This is a genomic window from Comamonas sp. 23 (genome assembly GCF_049601575.1).
GTDB lineage: Bacteria > Pseudomonadota > Gammaproteobacteria > Burkholderiales > Burkholderiaceae_C > Comamonas > Comamonas squillarum.
Genome location: NZ_CP187127.1, coordinates 2003581 through 2018433, shown reverse-complemented (window position 1 = coordinate 2018433; position 14853 = coordinate 2003581). Strand labels below are relative to the sequence as shown.

General features: G+C 57.8%; 12 protein-coding genes and 1 pseudogene. 1 reads left to right on the top strand and 12 read right to left on the bottom strand.

Annotation, left to right across the window (positions count from 1 at the left end; genetic code table 11):
* Position 1 precedes the first annotated feature (1 nt).
* From ACPEE1_RS09080 to ACPEE1_RS09055, 6 genes are all read right to left on the bottom strand, one after another.
* Positions 2-2854 (bottom strand): hypothetical protein, encoded by a 2853-nt coding sequence (locus ACPEE1_RS09080; protein WP_423936034.1) that lies wholly within the window; start codon positions 2852-2854, stop codon positions 2-4.
* A 14-nt stretch (positions 2855-2868) separates the two neighbouring features.
* Complete coding sequence (locus tag ACPEE1_RS09075; RefSeq protein ID WP_423936032.1) at positions 2869-4080, bottom strand: Druantia anti-phage system protein DruA; 1212 nt, start codon at positions 4078-4080, stop codon at positions 2869-2871.
* Positions 4081-4655: 575 nt separating this feature from the next.
* Entirely contained in the window at positions 4656-5489 is an 834-nt protein-coding gene (locus ACPEE1_RS09070) for a hypothetical protein (protein ID WP_423936030.1), read from the bottom strand.
* Between the two features lie 91 nt (positions 5490-5580).
* On the bottom strand, positions 5581-6609 hold the full coding sequence (locus tag ACPEE1_RS09065) for a hypothetical protein (RefSeq protein WP_312986696.1): 1029 nt from the start codon (positions 6607-6609) through the stop codon (positions 5581-5583).
* Between the two features lie 135 nt (positions 6610-6744).
* Entirely contained in the window at positions 6745-7668 is a 924-nt protein-coding gene (locus tag ACPEE1_RS09060; RefSeq protein ID WP_423936028.1) for a DUF2628 domain-containing protein, read from the bottom strand.
* A 282-nt stretch (positions 7669-7950) separates the two neighbouring features.
* Entirely contained in the window at positions 7951-8256 is a 306-nt protein-coding gene (locus ACPEE1_RS09055; RefSeq protein WP_423936026.1) for a hypothetical protein, read from the bottom strand.
* 129 nt (positions 8257-8385) lie between these two features.
* Between ACPEE1_RS09055 and ACPEE1_RS09050 the strand changes: the two genes are divergently transcribed.
* Entirely contained in the window at positions 8386-8649 is a 264-nt protein-coding gene (locus ACPEE1_RS09050; RefSeq protein WP_312986699.1) for a helix-turn-helix transcriptional regulator, read from the top strand.
* An 837-nt stretch (positions 8650-9486) separates the two neighbouring features.
* Here ACPEE1_RS09050 and ACPEE1_RS09045 read toward each other — a convergent pair.
* From ACPEE1_RS09045 to arsC, 6 genes and pseudogenes are all read right to left on the bottom strand, one after another.
* Positions 9487-10545: pseudogene (locus tag ACPEE1_RS09045) on the bottom strand (phage capsid protein); the annotation flags it as partial.
* Between the two features lie 134 nt (positions 10546-10679).
* On the bottom strand, positions 10680-11693 hold the full coding sequence (locus ACPEE1_RS09040) for a YqaJ viral recombinase family protein (RefSeq protein WP_423936024.1): 1014 nt from the start codon (positions 11691-11693) through the stop codon (positions 10680-10682).
* Between the two features lie 244 nt (positions 11694-11937).
* Positions 11938-12933: a DUF932 domain-containing protein gene (locus ACPEE1_RS09035; RefSeq protein WP_423936022.1), complete on the bottom strand. Its 996-nt coding sequence runs from the start codon at positions 12931-12933 to the stop codon at positions 11938-11940.
* A 15-nt stretch (positions 12934-12948) separates the two neighbouring features.
* Positions 12949-13272, bottom strand: a complete 324-nt coding sequence (locus ACPEE1_RS09030; RefSeq protein ID WP_312986702.1) for a hypothetical protein — start codon at positions 13270-13272, stop codon at positions 12949-12951.
* A gap of 420 nt (positions 13273-13692) precedes the next feature.
* On the bottom strand, positions 13693-14409 hold the full coding sequence (gene arsH / locus ACPEE1_RS09025; RefSeq protein WP_423936422.1) for an arsenical resistance protein ArsH: 717 nt from the start codon (positions 14407-14409) through the stop codon (positions 13693-13695).
* Positions 14396-14827, bottom strand: coding sequence for an arsenate reductase (glutaredoxin) (gene arsC, locus ACPEE1_RS09020; RefSeq protein ID WP_423936020.1), 432 nt, complete (start codon positions 14825-14827; stop codon positions 14396-14398). Before arsC ends, arsH begins: the two co-directional genes overlap by 14 nt.
* Positions 14828-14853: the final 26 nt, after the last annotated feature.

Below are 14853 nucleotides of genomic sequence, written 5' to 3'. Positions count from 1 at the left end.
TTCACCAGTTCTGAGCAGCGAGTAGGCGACGCGGACCGTTGAGCAAAGCTAGAAGGCGGGCAGCCTTGAGCAAGGTCTTCTTATTGACCAATTCGTCAATCTGCGCGCACGCCCCGCTGCCCGCCCAATCCGCAAATCGATGAGGGGCCACGGCCATCCGGAGCGCTAACTTGCAAAGGCGTTGGTCGCTGCAAATTGAGTATGGACCTACATGTTGCAAAAACTTCTCGCAGGTCTCGTCCAATGAATCCGTGATGATGGACCGCGCGTTCCGTCCAATGCCGATGGCGAAGGAAGGGTTGTGTCCACGCCATACAGATGCTTCAAGCGACTCTTGCGCCTCGATTGAACCGCTCGAGTCCAGGAAATTCAGTTCTAGCCGTGACCACGCTACATCGCACATTGAGGCGACGAGTTGGCGGTGCATCTCCCGTAAAACCGAGTTTCGGCGGTGCTCAGCAAGCGGTCCAACAAGCCTAGCGTCCGTCCAGTCTCGAATCCAGCAGAGAAGCTCGCCAACTTCTTGGGCGCAGGTAAGGTGGGCCGACAGCTTTGGAGCACTGTGCCTCCAGTCGTCCCAGGATAGTTTGGCGGGCGGGGCATTGACTACAACAGAGCTTCGGTGACCATTTACCGATACGACATAGAGGCCGCCATCACCTTCAACATCGAGCTCGTGCACTCCATCCCACGAGTCGCTTATGCACGAAGGTCGCTGAAAGCAGGCGCGATACGCATGGACAGGGTGGGAGTGGTCCGTGTCATCAACGACGCTCAGCCGGACTCGCTTCGATACCCGAGAAACGTGCCAACGGACGGGCGACATGGCGTGCTTGAGGGCGACGCTAGCTTTGCCGAGAGCATGCGCATCCACGACCAGCAGCCCAGCGTTCGCCTTGAAATAGGCCTCATTGACTACATCAGCATGGTCGCGACGTTTAACCAATTGACCCCAGTCCGACTGATTCACCGGCAGCGCCAACGTTCCGAGAAACTCACTGTGGATGGCATCACCAGAGCCGCTTAGTAGCTTCAAATGAAAATCGACCGCCATCCCGCGTGGCCCATGAACGGTGCAAGCAGCAGCACCTGACATTATTGAATCCAAATTAGGCTCATGGGGGTCCGTTGCCACAACCAAGACGGGCGCATGGACACGACTGCTTGTGCCGGAGACGGGTGAGCGAACGACGATGGAGAACCCTCGCTGGCTCGCTTGGGTCCGCACATCGGCCTTTCCGTTTGATGCTCTATATGACGCCGCGATGGTGACCTGATGAACACCGACTGCGAGCTTTCCGAGCCCAACAAACGAGACCGTGCGCCCTCCGGTTGGGAATACTGAGCTCTTGCCGTCCAATTGCAACGTGAACGACTCGCAGGTCTCATCGTGCTCGATGCCGAGCATGAGCGGATGTTGTTCAGACCATTCGAGGAGGTCGTCACGGCCAAAGCCAAGTGGAGGCAGCCCGGCCGGCCAGACCTTTAGCATTTTTGCAGTTGAAAGCCCTAACAGACTGAGGCATTTGCTCAAGGAATCAGTGGCTTGGGCCGGAACACTTAGGAGGTATCCGAACCCTCCTCTGACATCCATTGGAACTGGGGACAGATGCTCACATTCCTCATACATCGACGAATGGATGACAAGGTACTTTGAACCGGGCTGGACGTTCTTCCACTTTGCTTGAAAGGCGCATCCGTCGTCATCAACTTTGAAGAGCCAGGGCTTGGGTTGGACTCGACACGCGTCATCAATTGCGTGGACCGTCCCTTCCTCCCACTCTTCAAATCTAAGCCAGGAGGCTCCAGCATTTGGCAACTCAAGGACTCGGCACTGTTGCGCGCCGAAAAGCAACCAACGCTTGCTCCGCCAAATGTCCTCCCCTCCGGCGACCTTGCATCGCGAGCGGCGGATAAATCCGTCAATACCTTGATTTGACCGAGCCCATCCAGCGAATGTCGGAATTTCCACGAACGCCTGCCACTTGCCGGCCTGATTTCTCATGAGCACCTTGGGCGTGACACAGGCAACCTCTGCAGACTCCCGTGGGTCTGGACCGTCCGGTCTGCGCCCTTTCAAGACGTCGGCCGCTCGCCGAAACATTAGGCGAATGCGTACTTCACCTGCGACCTTCCTGGCCTCCCTCAGCCAGGACTTTGCCTCCCACGATGCTTCAAGGTCAGCAATGATGCGAGCTTGCGTCTTCGCCGTCAGTACCGCACCCAAGTCATCGTCATCTGGAAAAAGCAGAGCCCTAGTGATATGGCCCGTCAACTCTTCTTGCTCGAGGAAGTTCCGGAACCGAGAAGACGGCCACTCGGCGCAGCGCGCCACGAGTGCCCCTAAAACAGATGCCGGACGGTCTGCAGCTTCTGCAATTTCATTCCGTGAATCGAACAGAGTTCGCGCCATCTGCGATTGGAGGTCTTTTGGGAGCACAGCGTGCGTAATCGGCCAAGCGATGATGGAGAACTGCCGAGCCCAAGGACCCGAGGGAGATACCCCTCCAAATTTGGCTTCAAACCTCTCAAAGAAGCTGCGCAACAGGTTTCGACGACCAATTTCTTGCTTCCATTGCGGCGTCCGGCGCTCAAAGGACTGCCAATATTCCTCGCCGTCGAAGTTGTAGCCCATCTCGGTCGCATAGACCACACAAACGAGCCAGATGGGATTTAGTCGATTCCCAAACGCGATATGCCGACGTAAGCCGGCTGCGAGCTCTGAAACCTGCTCCTTGTCGAGGCCGTGCTCGAGTGCGAATAGAGGAAGTCCAACGTCCCGCCGCTCCGACGCAAGCCGCTCAAAATGGCGCTCAAGCTTCGCTTGCAGACCTTCCAAGAACGTGGACTTCATGCGACGGCCTGGCGCTAGGCGCTCTCTGTTTTGGTCACGCCCACTTCAACCGCGGCGGTGACTGACCCTTGGTGTATGAGGTCGCCGAGACTGGCATTGCTCCACGCCCTGTATTCGGACCGACGCCCAGCTCGGCCAATCATCCATCTCTGGACAGCGAGCTCTCCGACTTGCTTCACCGAAAGAAGGCCATCGAGTTTGGGGCGTTTCGCCGCTCCCTTCAACATGTCAAAGCTGTTGCCTACGGTCTCACAAAGGAATACTTCGCGGTGAATGCCGTGCTTCAGGATGTCTTCCTTAAATCCCAATGCGTTGAGTGCCGCGCGTACCGTTCGCAGCCGCCAGTTCGGCCCCTCGCCAAAGGTATGCATATCCGCATATCCATGGTCGATTGCTCGAAGGTAGCTCCGCATCTCCTCAAACAGGTCGTCAGGGATGTGGAAATGCCCCCATCCGCCAGTGTATCCAATCGAACTGAAGTACGAGGTCTCCCCAAGCTTCAACCGGTTGTAGACGGCCGACCTGCCCATTGAAGAAGAGGTGGTAACGGCAACCAGCCGTGCGTTCTTCGCCGCGCCAGAGATGATGCCCTCTGTTCCACCATACCGCGCGCGGAAGTCGTCATACACATCGCGTGTTCGGATGAGGCAAGCCACAAGCTTTCCTCCGAGCAACATGTTGTACGGTGGGACGGCACCAAGCACGTACGCGTCCATGAGATTGACTAGCCGTTTCTCACGGTCCTTGACGGTCCAACCGATGTGGTCATCCCGGACGCCCATGTTGTAGACGGGGTCGCCGATAGCGAAAATGCCAATCAGTTTTCCGTTGTTTTCGTCCCAGACGAGATATCGCATTCGGCGGCCAAAACCTGCGGACACGGGAACGGACCAAGTAAGAGCGGCAAGCCTGAAGAGACGAGCTTCCAACCCCTCTCCAGTAACCAACTGCAGCTTCGGTCGGATTTTTTCAGTTTCTACGTCTGCGCCCGAAGCGAAGTACTGTCGCAGGCTCGGCAGTAATCGCTCGACAAAGGACGAATTTTTTGAAGCCTTGTCCTCTCGCTGCTTGCGATGCAAAGCCCGAACAGTGTCCTTGGAGTCGTCGGGCAGGATGAGCGCACCACTCGCGTCCTTAGTGAAACCAAGCTCTGCCAAGTGCTGCCGGAGATGTCGCTTGATGCGGGCCTCAGGTGTAAATGCATCTGCCGCTCTCTTAACTGTCATCGTTGTTCTCGCCGTCGCCTCCATCGGCGCGCACTTTATAGTAACCGCTTAATAATATCCTGTCTTAGGGCTATCAAGGGGACCTCTACGGGTTATCGCCAAAGCGCTCTGAAGTCAATGGCAGCGGTCGAAGACTTCGGCAACGCCTGTCTCCCTCTTCCATGCGAAGGCGTGTGTTCATCACAGTCGTGAATCGCCCCGGTTTTTGCGGAAACTCAACATTCTGAGAGGATTGAGCCATGAAGAAGACAAACAAGTTCTCGCCTGAGGTGCGTGAGCCTGCGGTGAGGAAGGTGCAGGAGCAGCGCGGAGAGTACCCGTCGCCCCGGGCTTGGCGTGGAGGAAGCCCGCCTTGAATTGCGTGCGTATTTCCGCGGCACGCATCAGCTTGAGCTAACCTCTCAAAGGCATGCTTTAGGCGTCCATTCCAAGCAACCTGTGTGGGCAGGAAGGGGGGCAAGCGGTCGCTCACCGAGCATCGACCAAAAGACTGCAACCAGCCTAAAACCGACGTCGCAGCGCAATCTGCACTTGCGGAAATGCTGGCCAGTTACCACTCATGTTTGGCGCGAAAATTACCTTTCGAGTGCTCCCGTAAAAGAAGCCAGACCGATCCCACGCATGTAGTCCAGGATCTTGCTTTCCTGCGTCTGGGCCGCAAAATTGAGCATTGCTCGCGGTTGGTTGTATTTCATCAGCGTCTGCTCCTGACCATTGGCACCCACCGCCTGGATCTCGCCATAGGTGAGGGCTACCTGCCCTTCCCCGTTCACGATCCACTGAAAAATCTCTGAAGCCTCCTTGTAAACAGGGTGCCGTGCGAAGGCCTCTTTCTTCAAGGTCTCGGGATCGTTCCTCTTCTGGGCACTCACAATGTCTCGCTCCGATGAGTCCAGCTCGCGCTGAGCATCACGTCGCCTCTCGCCCAGAACCCGTTCTATTTCCTGTATCTGGAACAATAGGCCGTCTATTTGCTCCCTCTCGGTCAGTCCCTGTTTGGGCATTGCCCGAAACCTCTCGATCCCCCTTTGCAAACGCTCAATGTCTCGCCGGGAGTCGGGATAGTCTTCTTTTATTCGTTGCGCGATGCTGTCACGCTCCCTCACCGCACGCCTCAAAGCAATCTCCGCATCTTTGGTTGTGCGCTCCAGATAGTAGTCTCTCCTCTCCTTCAAGAAATCATTGCCATCTGCGATGCTGCACTTGTACTGCACAACCGCGCGGCCCTTTTCGTCCTTGAAACTATCCCAATGAGTACTTTTGCACAGCGGCCGATTGCCCAGGCCGTTGGCAACTGTCGTGGTGCGAGCACCATCGATATAGCTGGACTTGACGATGTCAACGGGGCTTTTGCTGCAAGCAGAAAGAGCGATAGCGGAGCAAGCCATAACGAGAGAGAGATTTTTCATAGGTGTGTGAGAGGTGAATGTGACCGCTGTCGCGGCCTACGGAGCGAAGCCATAGAGAGACGTCCAAAGGGATAGCTGGCATGCTTGAGACTCATCCGGCCTCCCACGCACTTCGATAGGTCACCGTCGAGCCGGACGGTACCGCATTGCCTGGAGCAGGCACGATGCGGTAGGCACATCCATAGCCCTTGAAGTCTTCGTCCTCCGGTCCATGGATGGAAACCTCGTTCGCTTTGAGACCTGCAGCGCATAGCCGCTTGTCGTAGTCCATGTCGCACGGGCCTGCGGGCTGCGGGACCATCACCATGCCGGTGGGAACAGTAAATGCCCCTGCCTTCGGTTCACTATTTGCTGCCGCCTCTACTGCTGGACACTTGGGGAACTCCAACTCGTCCCCAAAACTGAAAAACTCGGGTTTGACAGTGCGCAGCGCCTGCGCCGCCACATCACGGTACTTCTGTGGCTGGCAGTTGAACCCCAGATCTCTCACCACCCAATCTTCAGATTCCTTCGCCACCATGGCGTCAGCCCACTGCTCTCCCGCCTCCATGGCCGGATCGGTTGCCAGTTCGGCAGTGAGCATTACCTGCTTGAACTGCAATGCCCTGCTCCCTTGCGCTACTAGGTAGACACTGGGAACATAGGCATTGCCGCAGTCCCGAAGGCAGTCCGCCAAGTACTGCCCTGCCCCTATGACTCCATCAAACACCCCAAAGGTCAGAGTATTGAGTGGTTGCCGCTGCGGCAAGCCCAACAATCCGCCAACATCCACATTGCAACCCGGCGAGAGTGCGACCTGGACCGAGCGTATGGCTTTGTCCTGTTGATCGCTCCCCAGCACCAGTTGACAGCCTTGGACCATGTAGTGATGCTGGTGGTCTTCGGACCGAACGGCAGGCCCTGCCCTTAGGTGCACATACGCCAAATTCATACCGATGGCATCCCAGGAGATCAGCTGGGTGAGCAAGTCCGGCGCGGCTGGCGCTTGTTCTGCCGCGTCTTTGGAGCCAACGATCGATTGGGCCCGCTCGACCAAAGAAGAGAAGCGATCTCGTGCACGGTCGGTGCACCCCACCAGGGCTACCGCCATGAGCAGCGCGCTGCATGTTGTAAGTTTCATAGGGAAGTCAGAGTTGGATATTGGTGGTCAAAGGAGCCCGGCGATCTAACGCACCGCGGAAAATGGGAATCGGGGAACCATGGAAGTCGCACCGGTTGATGCGATTCACCAGGACGGTTTGCTGGATCAGAGGGGTCAACCTTCCGCAATGACGCCGATCATTCCGAGCAAAACAAGCAGTGCGGCCACAAAGCCGACTGCGGCACCTATGTTGGAGCCCCCCTGCCGGGCCAGTTCGATGCGGGCCTGCTCGGGCGCGTGGGATGCCAGGATCTGGTCCACCCGCTGATTCACATGCTGCTGGTACCAGGCATTGCCCTTGAGGCCAAAGCCGATCGCAATGCCAAGATTGATGCTGCTTGTAATGGAGCTGGGAACGCCAATGGCAAGTTCTGCAATCAGTTCAGCAACGACTACGCCAATGAAGATCCAGGAATAGAGATACATCTTGCGGTACCCCATCCAACCAAAGCCGACCAGAAATGCAGCCCAGTTCCAGGACAGCTGTTGCTTGCGCTGCGCAGCCTCCTTCCACTTGCGCTCGAAGTAGCCATGGTTCTTGCCAACAAAGATCTTGATGGCCTCCTGGCGAGGCAGGGATGTAGCTGCTGCAGATCGCGGCTGCATTGCCGGCGCAGGTGTGACAGTTGGAAGTGCAACAGGAGCAGATGCAGGAATGGATACCGCTGCGGGTGCTTGTATGGTGTCAGCAGCAACTCCGGAAACCACTTGCACTTCAACTTCACCCGCAGAAGCGGACAGCGAGGTAGGTATCGAACCAGGAACAGCCGCGATAGCAGGCACCACATCAAAGTCCAACGGTGCTTCCTGAGGAACTAACTCGAGGATGCATTGCGCACCCGTGCTCTCAATAGCCCGCTTGTACTTGTCAGCAACATCTGCCTTCACATCCTTCTTGACCACACAGGATGGTTGCGACAGCAAGCGTCCGGCCTGCTCGGGCGTGCACTTGAAAAGGGTCGCGAGCTTTTGCGCTACCTCGTGTGAATTTGCGGTTGGGTGTCTTCCGCTCAGAACAACGTTGTATTTTTCTTGCATTGGTGACTCTTCCTTTTGTCGTTATTGGTGGTGCTGTAGAAGGACATAACCAGCAGCGGTCTGTCTGCTACAGCACTAAAAGTGAAGCAAACTCATCAAATAAGAACGCACCAAGGCCAAGACTGAAACATGCAGCGCATCTATTCAGCGGCCTGCCAGGAGTGGTTCAGTGGAAATGCGCCAGTGATGAGACTGGCAATGAAGCTGGGACGCAGGGATTCGCAGATGGAAAACGAAAGGCAAATGCCGGCTGCTCCACCAGATCGATGCCCCTCCCCATGTTCAACTCAAATCAGAGCCGCAGTGTTTGCACTTTCTGGCCTTGGCCAGAATGGGTTCTGCGCAATAGGGACAATCCTTGTTGGCTTGCGCCATGGACTGGGCGATGGGGTGTGATCCACCTTGCTGCGGCTGCGCACGACCCAGGCCTCCAAAGATCATCTGGAACCAGAACTTCCAAAGCTTGATGAAGCCCCATACCAGGATGGGCAGAAAGATGATCAGGCCCAGGACGATGCCTCCCCCTCCACCACCTGCCATGGCGATATTGGGCATCAACACCCAAGGCAACAGACGCTCCAAGCGCATGCGCGCACTCCTTTTCTTGGTATTCGGTATTCGGAGATGCCCCGCTGATGCAAGATTGGGTTTCTTCTTGCATCAATATGTGAAGCAAACTCCGTAGATGTAAATGTATCAGAAACGGATGCTTGGGGAGTGTCTGCCAAACCCACTCCCCCTACTCATCTTCCCGATCCCGACAACCTGCGCGATGTGTTTGCGTACTGGGTGCGCCTCAAACGTGTCGAGAAAGGCTGGTCGCAGGAGCGACTGGCGCTCGAATGCGAATTGGACAGGACATACGTGTCAGCCGTGGAGCGATCGCGTTGGAATGTCTCGCTGGCCAATATCGAGCGGATCGCGCAAGCGCTGGATGTGAAGGCATGGACCTTGATCAAGCCGCCGGAGACGCACTCTTAGCTCCAGGAATGCCATAGCCGCCAAAAAAAGAGAATCAGAAAGGATGAACCCGGCGCTGGCCGGGTTCATCCTTTTCTTTTCTCACGTCGCCTGTCGAGAGTGTTTCGGCACGATGGTCACAACCTCCACACATCGGCCTTGCAAACGCCCTCCGTCCACAGAGCAAAGAATGCATTGCCCAAGCGCACCCCATGACACACGAGCGCCAAAGCCGCTGCCCCATGGCGCGCTCCACGCATGACTGACAACCAGTGCAGCCCTGATGGCATGGCTTGGTCGGGGTGTGTTTTCCCCTGTCGTCTCAGGCAACGCCATCATCTCCACTCCGACCACCCAGACCCAGCAGGCGGTTTCCTCCAGTTTGCCATGGAGCCTGCGATGCAACACCAACTTGAGCAGTGCACATCCTCCACGCTCCAGAACAGTTCCTAGACAATTCATCGACTCGGTTCCGCTGGTCGTGGCGCTCCGGATCTCGCATCCCGGAAATAGTGCGTTCCACCCATGGTGGTCATCTATGGGTGTGCTCAAGGACGAAGACACAGCAATGCTGCGCAGAGGTCGTTGCGTCATCACTGCCGCACAGCGCCTCTGGCACCATTCCAGGCCTCCCGGATTCGATACGCTGCCGCGATCTGCATCCGGAAACATGTAGCTCCAGCGCCTGCGCCCCGCCGGGCTCATTACCCTGTACTCCCACGGACCATCAAACCGGATGCCATGCATGTAGCGGTGGATGAGTCCCTTGTCTGCAGAGTCAGCCATGTTGCCTGCCCCCCCTCTTTCGGGTTGACGCATCTCCTGCATATGCATCCCCTGCCCCGTGGGCTCTGCTGCCTGCGGATAGAACTCCTGAACGATCTCCGTCGCCTCCTGCTCCAGTTCCTCAAACAGGCCCAGCGCATAGCCTTCTCTGGCTGCTTGCTCCAGCGCTTCCTGGTCGTGACCGACCTTCTGCGCATATTCTGCAGCCTGCGTTGCCTGGCTGATGGCTGCGTCAAGCGGCATTCCATTGCGGATGCCCAGGTCCACGTAGTAGATGGGCGTGCGGTGCGACATGGCTGTGGACTTGGCGCGCAGGCGCAATTCCAGCGGGAGATATGCCAGCAATCCACCACTGGCCGCTTGCAGGTACTGCATGCGGGTCATCAAGGTGCGCAGGGAGTTGATGCCGGTGGTGCGCAGCACAAATGTGCTCATGGCGTCTGCCTGGTTGTCCGGATGGTCAATGCGCATGTGGAATCGGCCAAACGGTTTGCAGCCGCCTTCAACGGCCAAGGGACACAGGTCCGGGCCCTCGCAAGGGCCTGCCTCAATGCCCTTGGCTGTCATCCGCTTGCAGGTCCGTCCATCTCCCACACAGAGGGGCCGCGCCGTGGCCCGGTCGAACAAGGTGTAGTTGGCCCGCAGGTTCAGCGCCGGGTCGTTGAACAGCACGCGGATGGGGATACTGCGCAGCTTGGGTTTGGCAGCGTGGGCATGGACTGGAGCATCGTTCCCGGCTGGATTGACAGCCTCCGCTATCGTTTTCTGCGCCGGGTTGGTACCTTGCTCGCCATCTCCCTTCGTGGCCTGAGATGAGTGTGTTGCTCGCGCCCGCCTAGCAAGCTTGTCCTGCAAGGTCTGCTTCGATTGCTGCATTGCACCGTCGAACTCTGGCGGCAGTGTCTGCAACTCCGTCACCTCCACGCCTGTTGTCATCAATGCCCGGTCGGTGATCTCCGTGCGCAAGATGGCATCCATGGGATGCAGTACCCAGCCTATGCGGCTTTGGACCTGGGTGGTGATGGTGAATTCGTCATCTTTCTGCGGCAATCGCTTGCCATTGCGCTCGATGACCTTGCCGATGGAGATGCGCCCCACCACAGGGGGCGTCATCATCAGTCCTTTGATCATGGTGTTTCTCCAGAAATGCAAAAGCCCCTTGCTCCAGAGAAGAAGCAAAGGGCGGATGGGTTGAATTGCTGACCGCTGATTGGCGATCGGATATTGGTGGCCAGTGATTACGGGGTGTTGAGCTGACTGCAAGTTCAGCCCAACTCCTGCAGTAGGAATCGCCGCGATCCGGCTTTGGCGCTCGTGTAGGCCTTGGCCAAATCCGGATGGTCTTTCTCGAATGCAGCGGTGTTGAAGGCCTTGCCGTCCTTGGAGCGCTTCCAGCTCACCGAGCCGCCGGGGAAGTTCGCGTACGACGCTGCCCCCATGCGCTGCTGGATCTGGTGTTTCAGCAATGCTTCCTGGACCTCCCAGTCCTGCAGGAGCTTGCGAACATGAAGCAGCTTGGCAAATGCATGGCAAGCACTCTCGTCCCCGGACAGATCGACGGTGTCGCCACTGTCCTGCGAGTACAGGCTGCGCAGCGCAACTGCCGTGCTGTCCGACGCATCTGCGTCTGGCGCCTGTCCAGTCGCAACTCGTTCCCAGAACTGCGCCTCCAAGGCCATCAATTGGGTGATCATGGTCTCGTCCCGCTCGATGCGGTGGATTTGCAACTCCTGCCCGCAGATCAGGACGGCCACATCGGCGGCCTGCTTGCCTGTCACAGCCAGTTGGTGCATGACCTGCAGCTGGATGTATTCCGGAACGCCATCTCTCCAGAGCTTGGCACCGTTGATGCCTGCAGTCTTGCATTCCAAGATCTGGACATCAGAAGCTCCCACCACCTCCCGGTCGATATTGGCGAGCATCCAGGGAACCTGGGGGTGGCCCAGGACCGCATTGACCCGGCGCACCTTGTTGCCGGTGCGCTTGGTGTAGTGGGCGGCGACGATGGGTTCGAGCAAAGTGCCCCAGTACATGGGGCTGGTCTCTTCGTTGGGATCCACAACTGGGAGGAGATGGCCCTTGCCGGTCTTGTGCATCCACAACTCAAGTTGGGACTGGTAGGGATTGAGCCCTACGGCAGCGGCCGCATCGGAGCTACCGATGCCTTGGCGGCGTACATCCAGCCAGGTCTCGCGAGGCATGTCCCGGGTAGAAACGAGGCGTAGCGCAGGACGTCTGGCCTGTGAGGCCGGGATATGTGTAGAAACAGGTGTCGGCATGGTGCCTCCAGTGAAATGGGTGAAGAAATAGACAAAGAAACAGGCAAGGAAAGACCAAAGCAGGCGACTGCCCCCCTCCCCCTTCTTCAAGCCCCTGCCCTCAAATTCTCGAAAGCCCAAAGCACAAAGCCCTCATCGCAGTGGTGAGGGCCTATGGCGTTGGGAAGCTTTGAAGGAGAACTGAAGGGACCGAGGGAGAAGGCCAAGGGCCGAAGGGCAAAGGACGCGCCGCAAGACCGTGGATTCAGGCCACCAGTTGCAAGGCATGCTCCAGTGCCCGCTGCTTGACCGCAGCCCCCACACCGAACCAGGCACTGTCTAGGCGGTTGTCCTGGCTGCGGGCCCGGCGTTCGTGGTCCACGTACTCGGTGATGGAACAGAGCAAACCCCAGGCCGTGCCCTGGGCCGCGGACAGGGTGGCACCGCGCCCATGGCCGTCAAAGAGCATCTGCGCCTTCTGCAAGGCCCGCTCGTTGGTGAGGCCCGTGGACTGCCCTGCTCCGCTGGAGCCCGGCTTGTCCGATGCGCACAGCACCTTCAGGAAGAAGTTCATGGCCTCGTGGCTCTTGACCTTGCGCTCTGCCAGGGTGCGCATCTGGTACATGAAGGAATCCCATTGGCCCACGGCAATGCCCAACTGGCGTTTGACGGCCTGGGCATCGAAGCGGGTGGAGTGGGAGACCTTCACGGCATTGGTTGCTCCCTGCAGGGCAATCGCCAGGGTGTTGTTGCAGACCACCCGCACGGTGGTGGGCATGGCGACCGTGGCCAGGGTGCCGTCACAGGAGGTCGCCAAGAGCAGATAACCGTTGACAACGTCATCGCCTTTGAGGGCCGCTGACTTACCGGTACGGGCCAAGGCCCAGAACTTGCGGCCCGCCTTGAGCACGCCAGCCGTCTCGAGCTCGTAGCCTGCGACCTCCGTGAGATCCCGGTAGAACTCCAGCACATCCCGGGGCTGCACCACCTGGTAGCGGTTGCTGACCACTGACAGGGGTGCCTTGGTGTCGCTGCGGTAGAGCACCTTCTGGTCGGGGAACTCCATGGGCTCGGCATACATGGAAGAAGACGCTTCCGAGTTGTCAGCCGCCAGATAGCGAACAGGTGTTTCGAGGATCTGCCACTGCATGCCTGCGGCCTGCGCCCAGACATCGAGGGATTGCTTGCGAGGCAGGTTATTGCCCAGTTGGTGCCAGGGGGCCTGCACTGCGTAGGCCATGGTTTCGACGAGATGGGACATGGTGATCTCCTTGCATCAAGCCTTGAACGAATTGCCGCAGCTTTGGCATTCGTAGTTGTCCAGATAGGTCTCGTCGATCTGCTCGCCGATGCGGCCGCCGACTTCGTGACCCACGGTACCGCCGAGCACACCACCGATGATGGCGCCGAGCAAGGAACCGAGAACACCACCGACGGGGCCAGCCACAAACCCGACGGATGCGCCAGTGGTGGCACCTTGCATGGCACCTGCAATACCCGTGGCTGTACCAGCGGCAGAACCAACACGTTGGCCCAGCTCCTTGGCGATACCCTTGGCACGCACATTCAGAGAATGGCAGTGGGGACATTGGATAGACATAGAAACTCCTGACATAAAGAAAAGCGCCCCGGACTCGAAAGCCAGGGGCGCTAGATGGATGGAAGAGAGATGAAATCAATGCGAAACAGCTCGCTTTGCAGCAAACCGCTACCGCATCAGGTCAGGGATATATGACTGAAAATATTTAGGATCGACGGATTTTGTACTACCGCTACAGGCTGGTTGCAGTCCGCCAGCTCAACAAGTTCGACGACTGGTAGCGCCCAGAGCATCATTGAAGCGAGTCATCCTTATAGGTCTGCCTTACAACTTAAAGCCGCCGCTGCAAACAAACACATAGCAAGGTCCGCTCTCAACAGCGATGAAGTGGCGCTGTCGACATATTGCCGTCCATCAAGAAGCAAAGATGCAGCTGCTGGATTGGCCTCAAAGAAATTCTGGGCTGACTTGCCTTATCTCTTAGATGCTGCTTTGGTTGACCCGATCAGACAGCAGTTGGGCACTTTCACCGCGCTCACTATAGCGGCTCACCAGATAGTCCGAACAGTCTCGGGTGAGCAGTGTGAATTTAACCAGCTCTTCCATCACATCCACCACCCTTTCATAATACGAAGAAGGCTTCATACGGCCAAACTCATCGAACTCTGCGAATGCCTTGGCAACGGACGACTGATTGGGGATGGTGATCATGCGCATCCAGCGGCCCAGAACGCGCATCTGGTTGACCGCATTGAAGGACTGCGATCCGCCCGAGACTTGCATCACGGCCAATGTCTTGCCTTGCGTCGGACGAACCGCACCCACTGACAAAGGTATCCAGTCGATCTGTGCTTTGAGAATACTGGTCATGGCACCGTGGCGTTCTGGTGACGTCCACACCATACCCTCCGCCCATTGGGCCAGCTCGCGCAGCTCTTGGACCTTGTGGTGGTCGTCCGGTGCCGCATCAGGCAGCGGCAAACCCCAGGGATCAAACACCCGAGGTTCGGCACCCATCGTGCGCAGCAATCGCGCCGCCTCTTCGGTCAGCAGCCGGCTGTAGGAGCGCTCACGAACAGAGCCATACAGCAGCAGAATGCGAGGCGCATGTGTCGCACGCTGTGCGGGCAATAGGCCGTCCAGCAGGGGCTTTTCGAAAGCTTGTTCGTCCAGGTTCGGTAGATCAGAGTTTGCCAATTCGATGTCCATTCGAGTCAATGACGGCTTCTCCGTCTTCTTTGGAAAATGCGGCCTGCTGGGGCTGCGGCAGGATGTCCAGCACAGCCTCTGATGGGCGGCACAGGCGGGTTCCCAGCGGGGTGACCACGATGGGGCGATTGATGAGGATGGGGTGCTGGAGCATGAAATCCATCAACTGCCCATCCGTCCATTTGGGCTCGCCCAGTCCAAGTTCGTCATAGGGCGTCCCTTTTTGGCGCAACAGTTCGCGCACTGGCGTGCCCATGGCTTGGATCAGACCTACGAGGGTGGCGCGATCAGGCGGGGTCTTGAGGTATTCAATGACCGTAGGCTGCTCCCCGCTGTTGCGGATCAGCGCCAAGACATTGCGGGAAGTGCCGCAGGCCGGGTTGTGGTAAATCGTGATGTCGCTCATCGCAGTTGCTCTCCCGTTGCAAAGGT

Bases quoted from the DNA above. Each gene is read 5' to 3' on its own strand.
- ACPEE1_RS09055 (WP_423936026.1), bottom strand. From the start codon at position 8,256: ATGCGCTTGGAGCGTCTGTTGCCTTGGGTGTTGATGCCCAATATCGCC.
- ACPEE1_RS09075 (WP_423936032.1), bottom strand. From the start codon at position 4,080: ATGACAGTTAAGAGAGCGGCAGATGCATTTACACCTGAGGCCCGCATC.
- ACPEE1_RS09080 (WP_423936034.1), bottom strand. From the start codon at position 2,854: ATGAAGTCCACGTTCTTGGAAGGTCTGCAAGCGAAGCTTGAGCGCCAT.
- ACPEE1_RS09035 (WP_423936022.1), bottom strand. From the start codon at position 12,933: ATGTCCCATCTCGTCGAAACCATGGCCTACGCAGTGCAGGCCCCCTGG.
- ACPEE1_RS09070 (WP_423936030.1), bottom strand. From the start codon at position 5,489: ATGAAAAATCTCTCTCTCGTTATGGCTTGCTCCGCTATCGCTCTTTCT.
- ACPEE1_RS09040 (WP_423936024.1), bottom strand. From the start codon at position 11,693: ATGCCGACACCTGTTTCTACACATATCCCGGCCTCACAGGCCAGACGT.
- ACPEE1_RS09030 (WP_312986702.1), bottom strand. From the start codon at position 13,272: ATGTCTATCCAATGTCCCCACTGCCATTCTCTGAATGTGCGTGCCAAG.
- arsC (WP_423936020.1), bottom strand. From the start codon at position 14,827: ATGAGCGACATCACGATTTACCACAACCCGGCCTGCGGCACTTCCCGC.
- ACPEE1_RS09065 (WP_312986696.1), bottom strand. From the start codon at position 6,609: ATGAAACTTACAACATGCAGCGCGCTGCTCATGGCGGTAGCCCTGGTG.
- ACPEE1_RS09060 (WP_423936028.1), bottom strand. From the start codon at position 7,668: ATGCAAGAAAAATACAACGTTGTTCTGAGCGGAAGACACCCAACCGCA.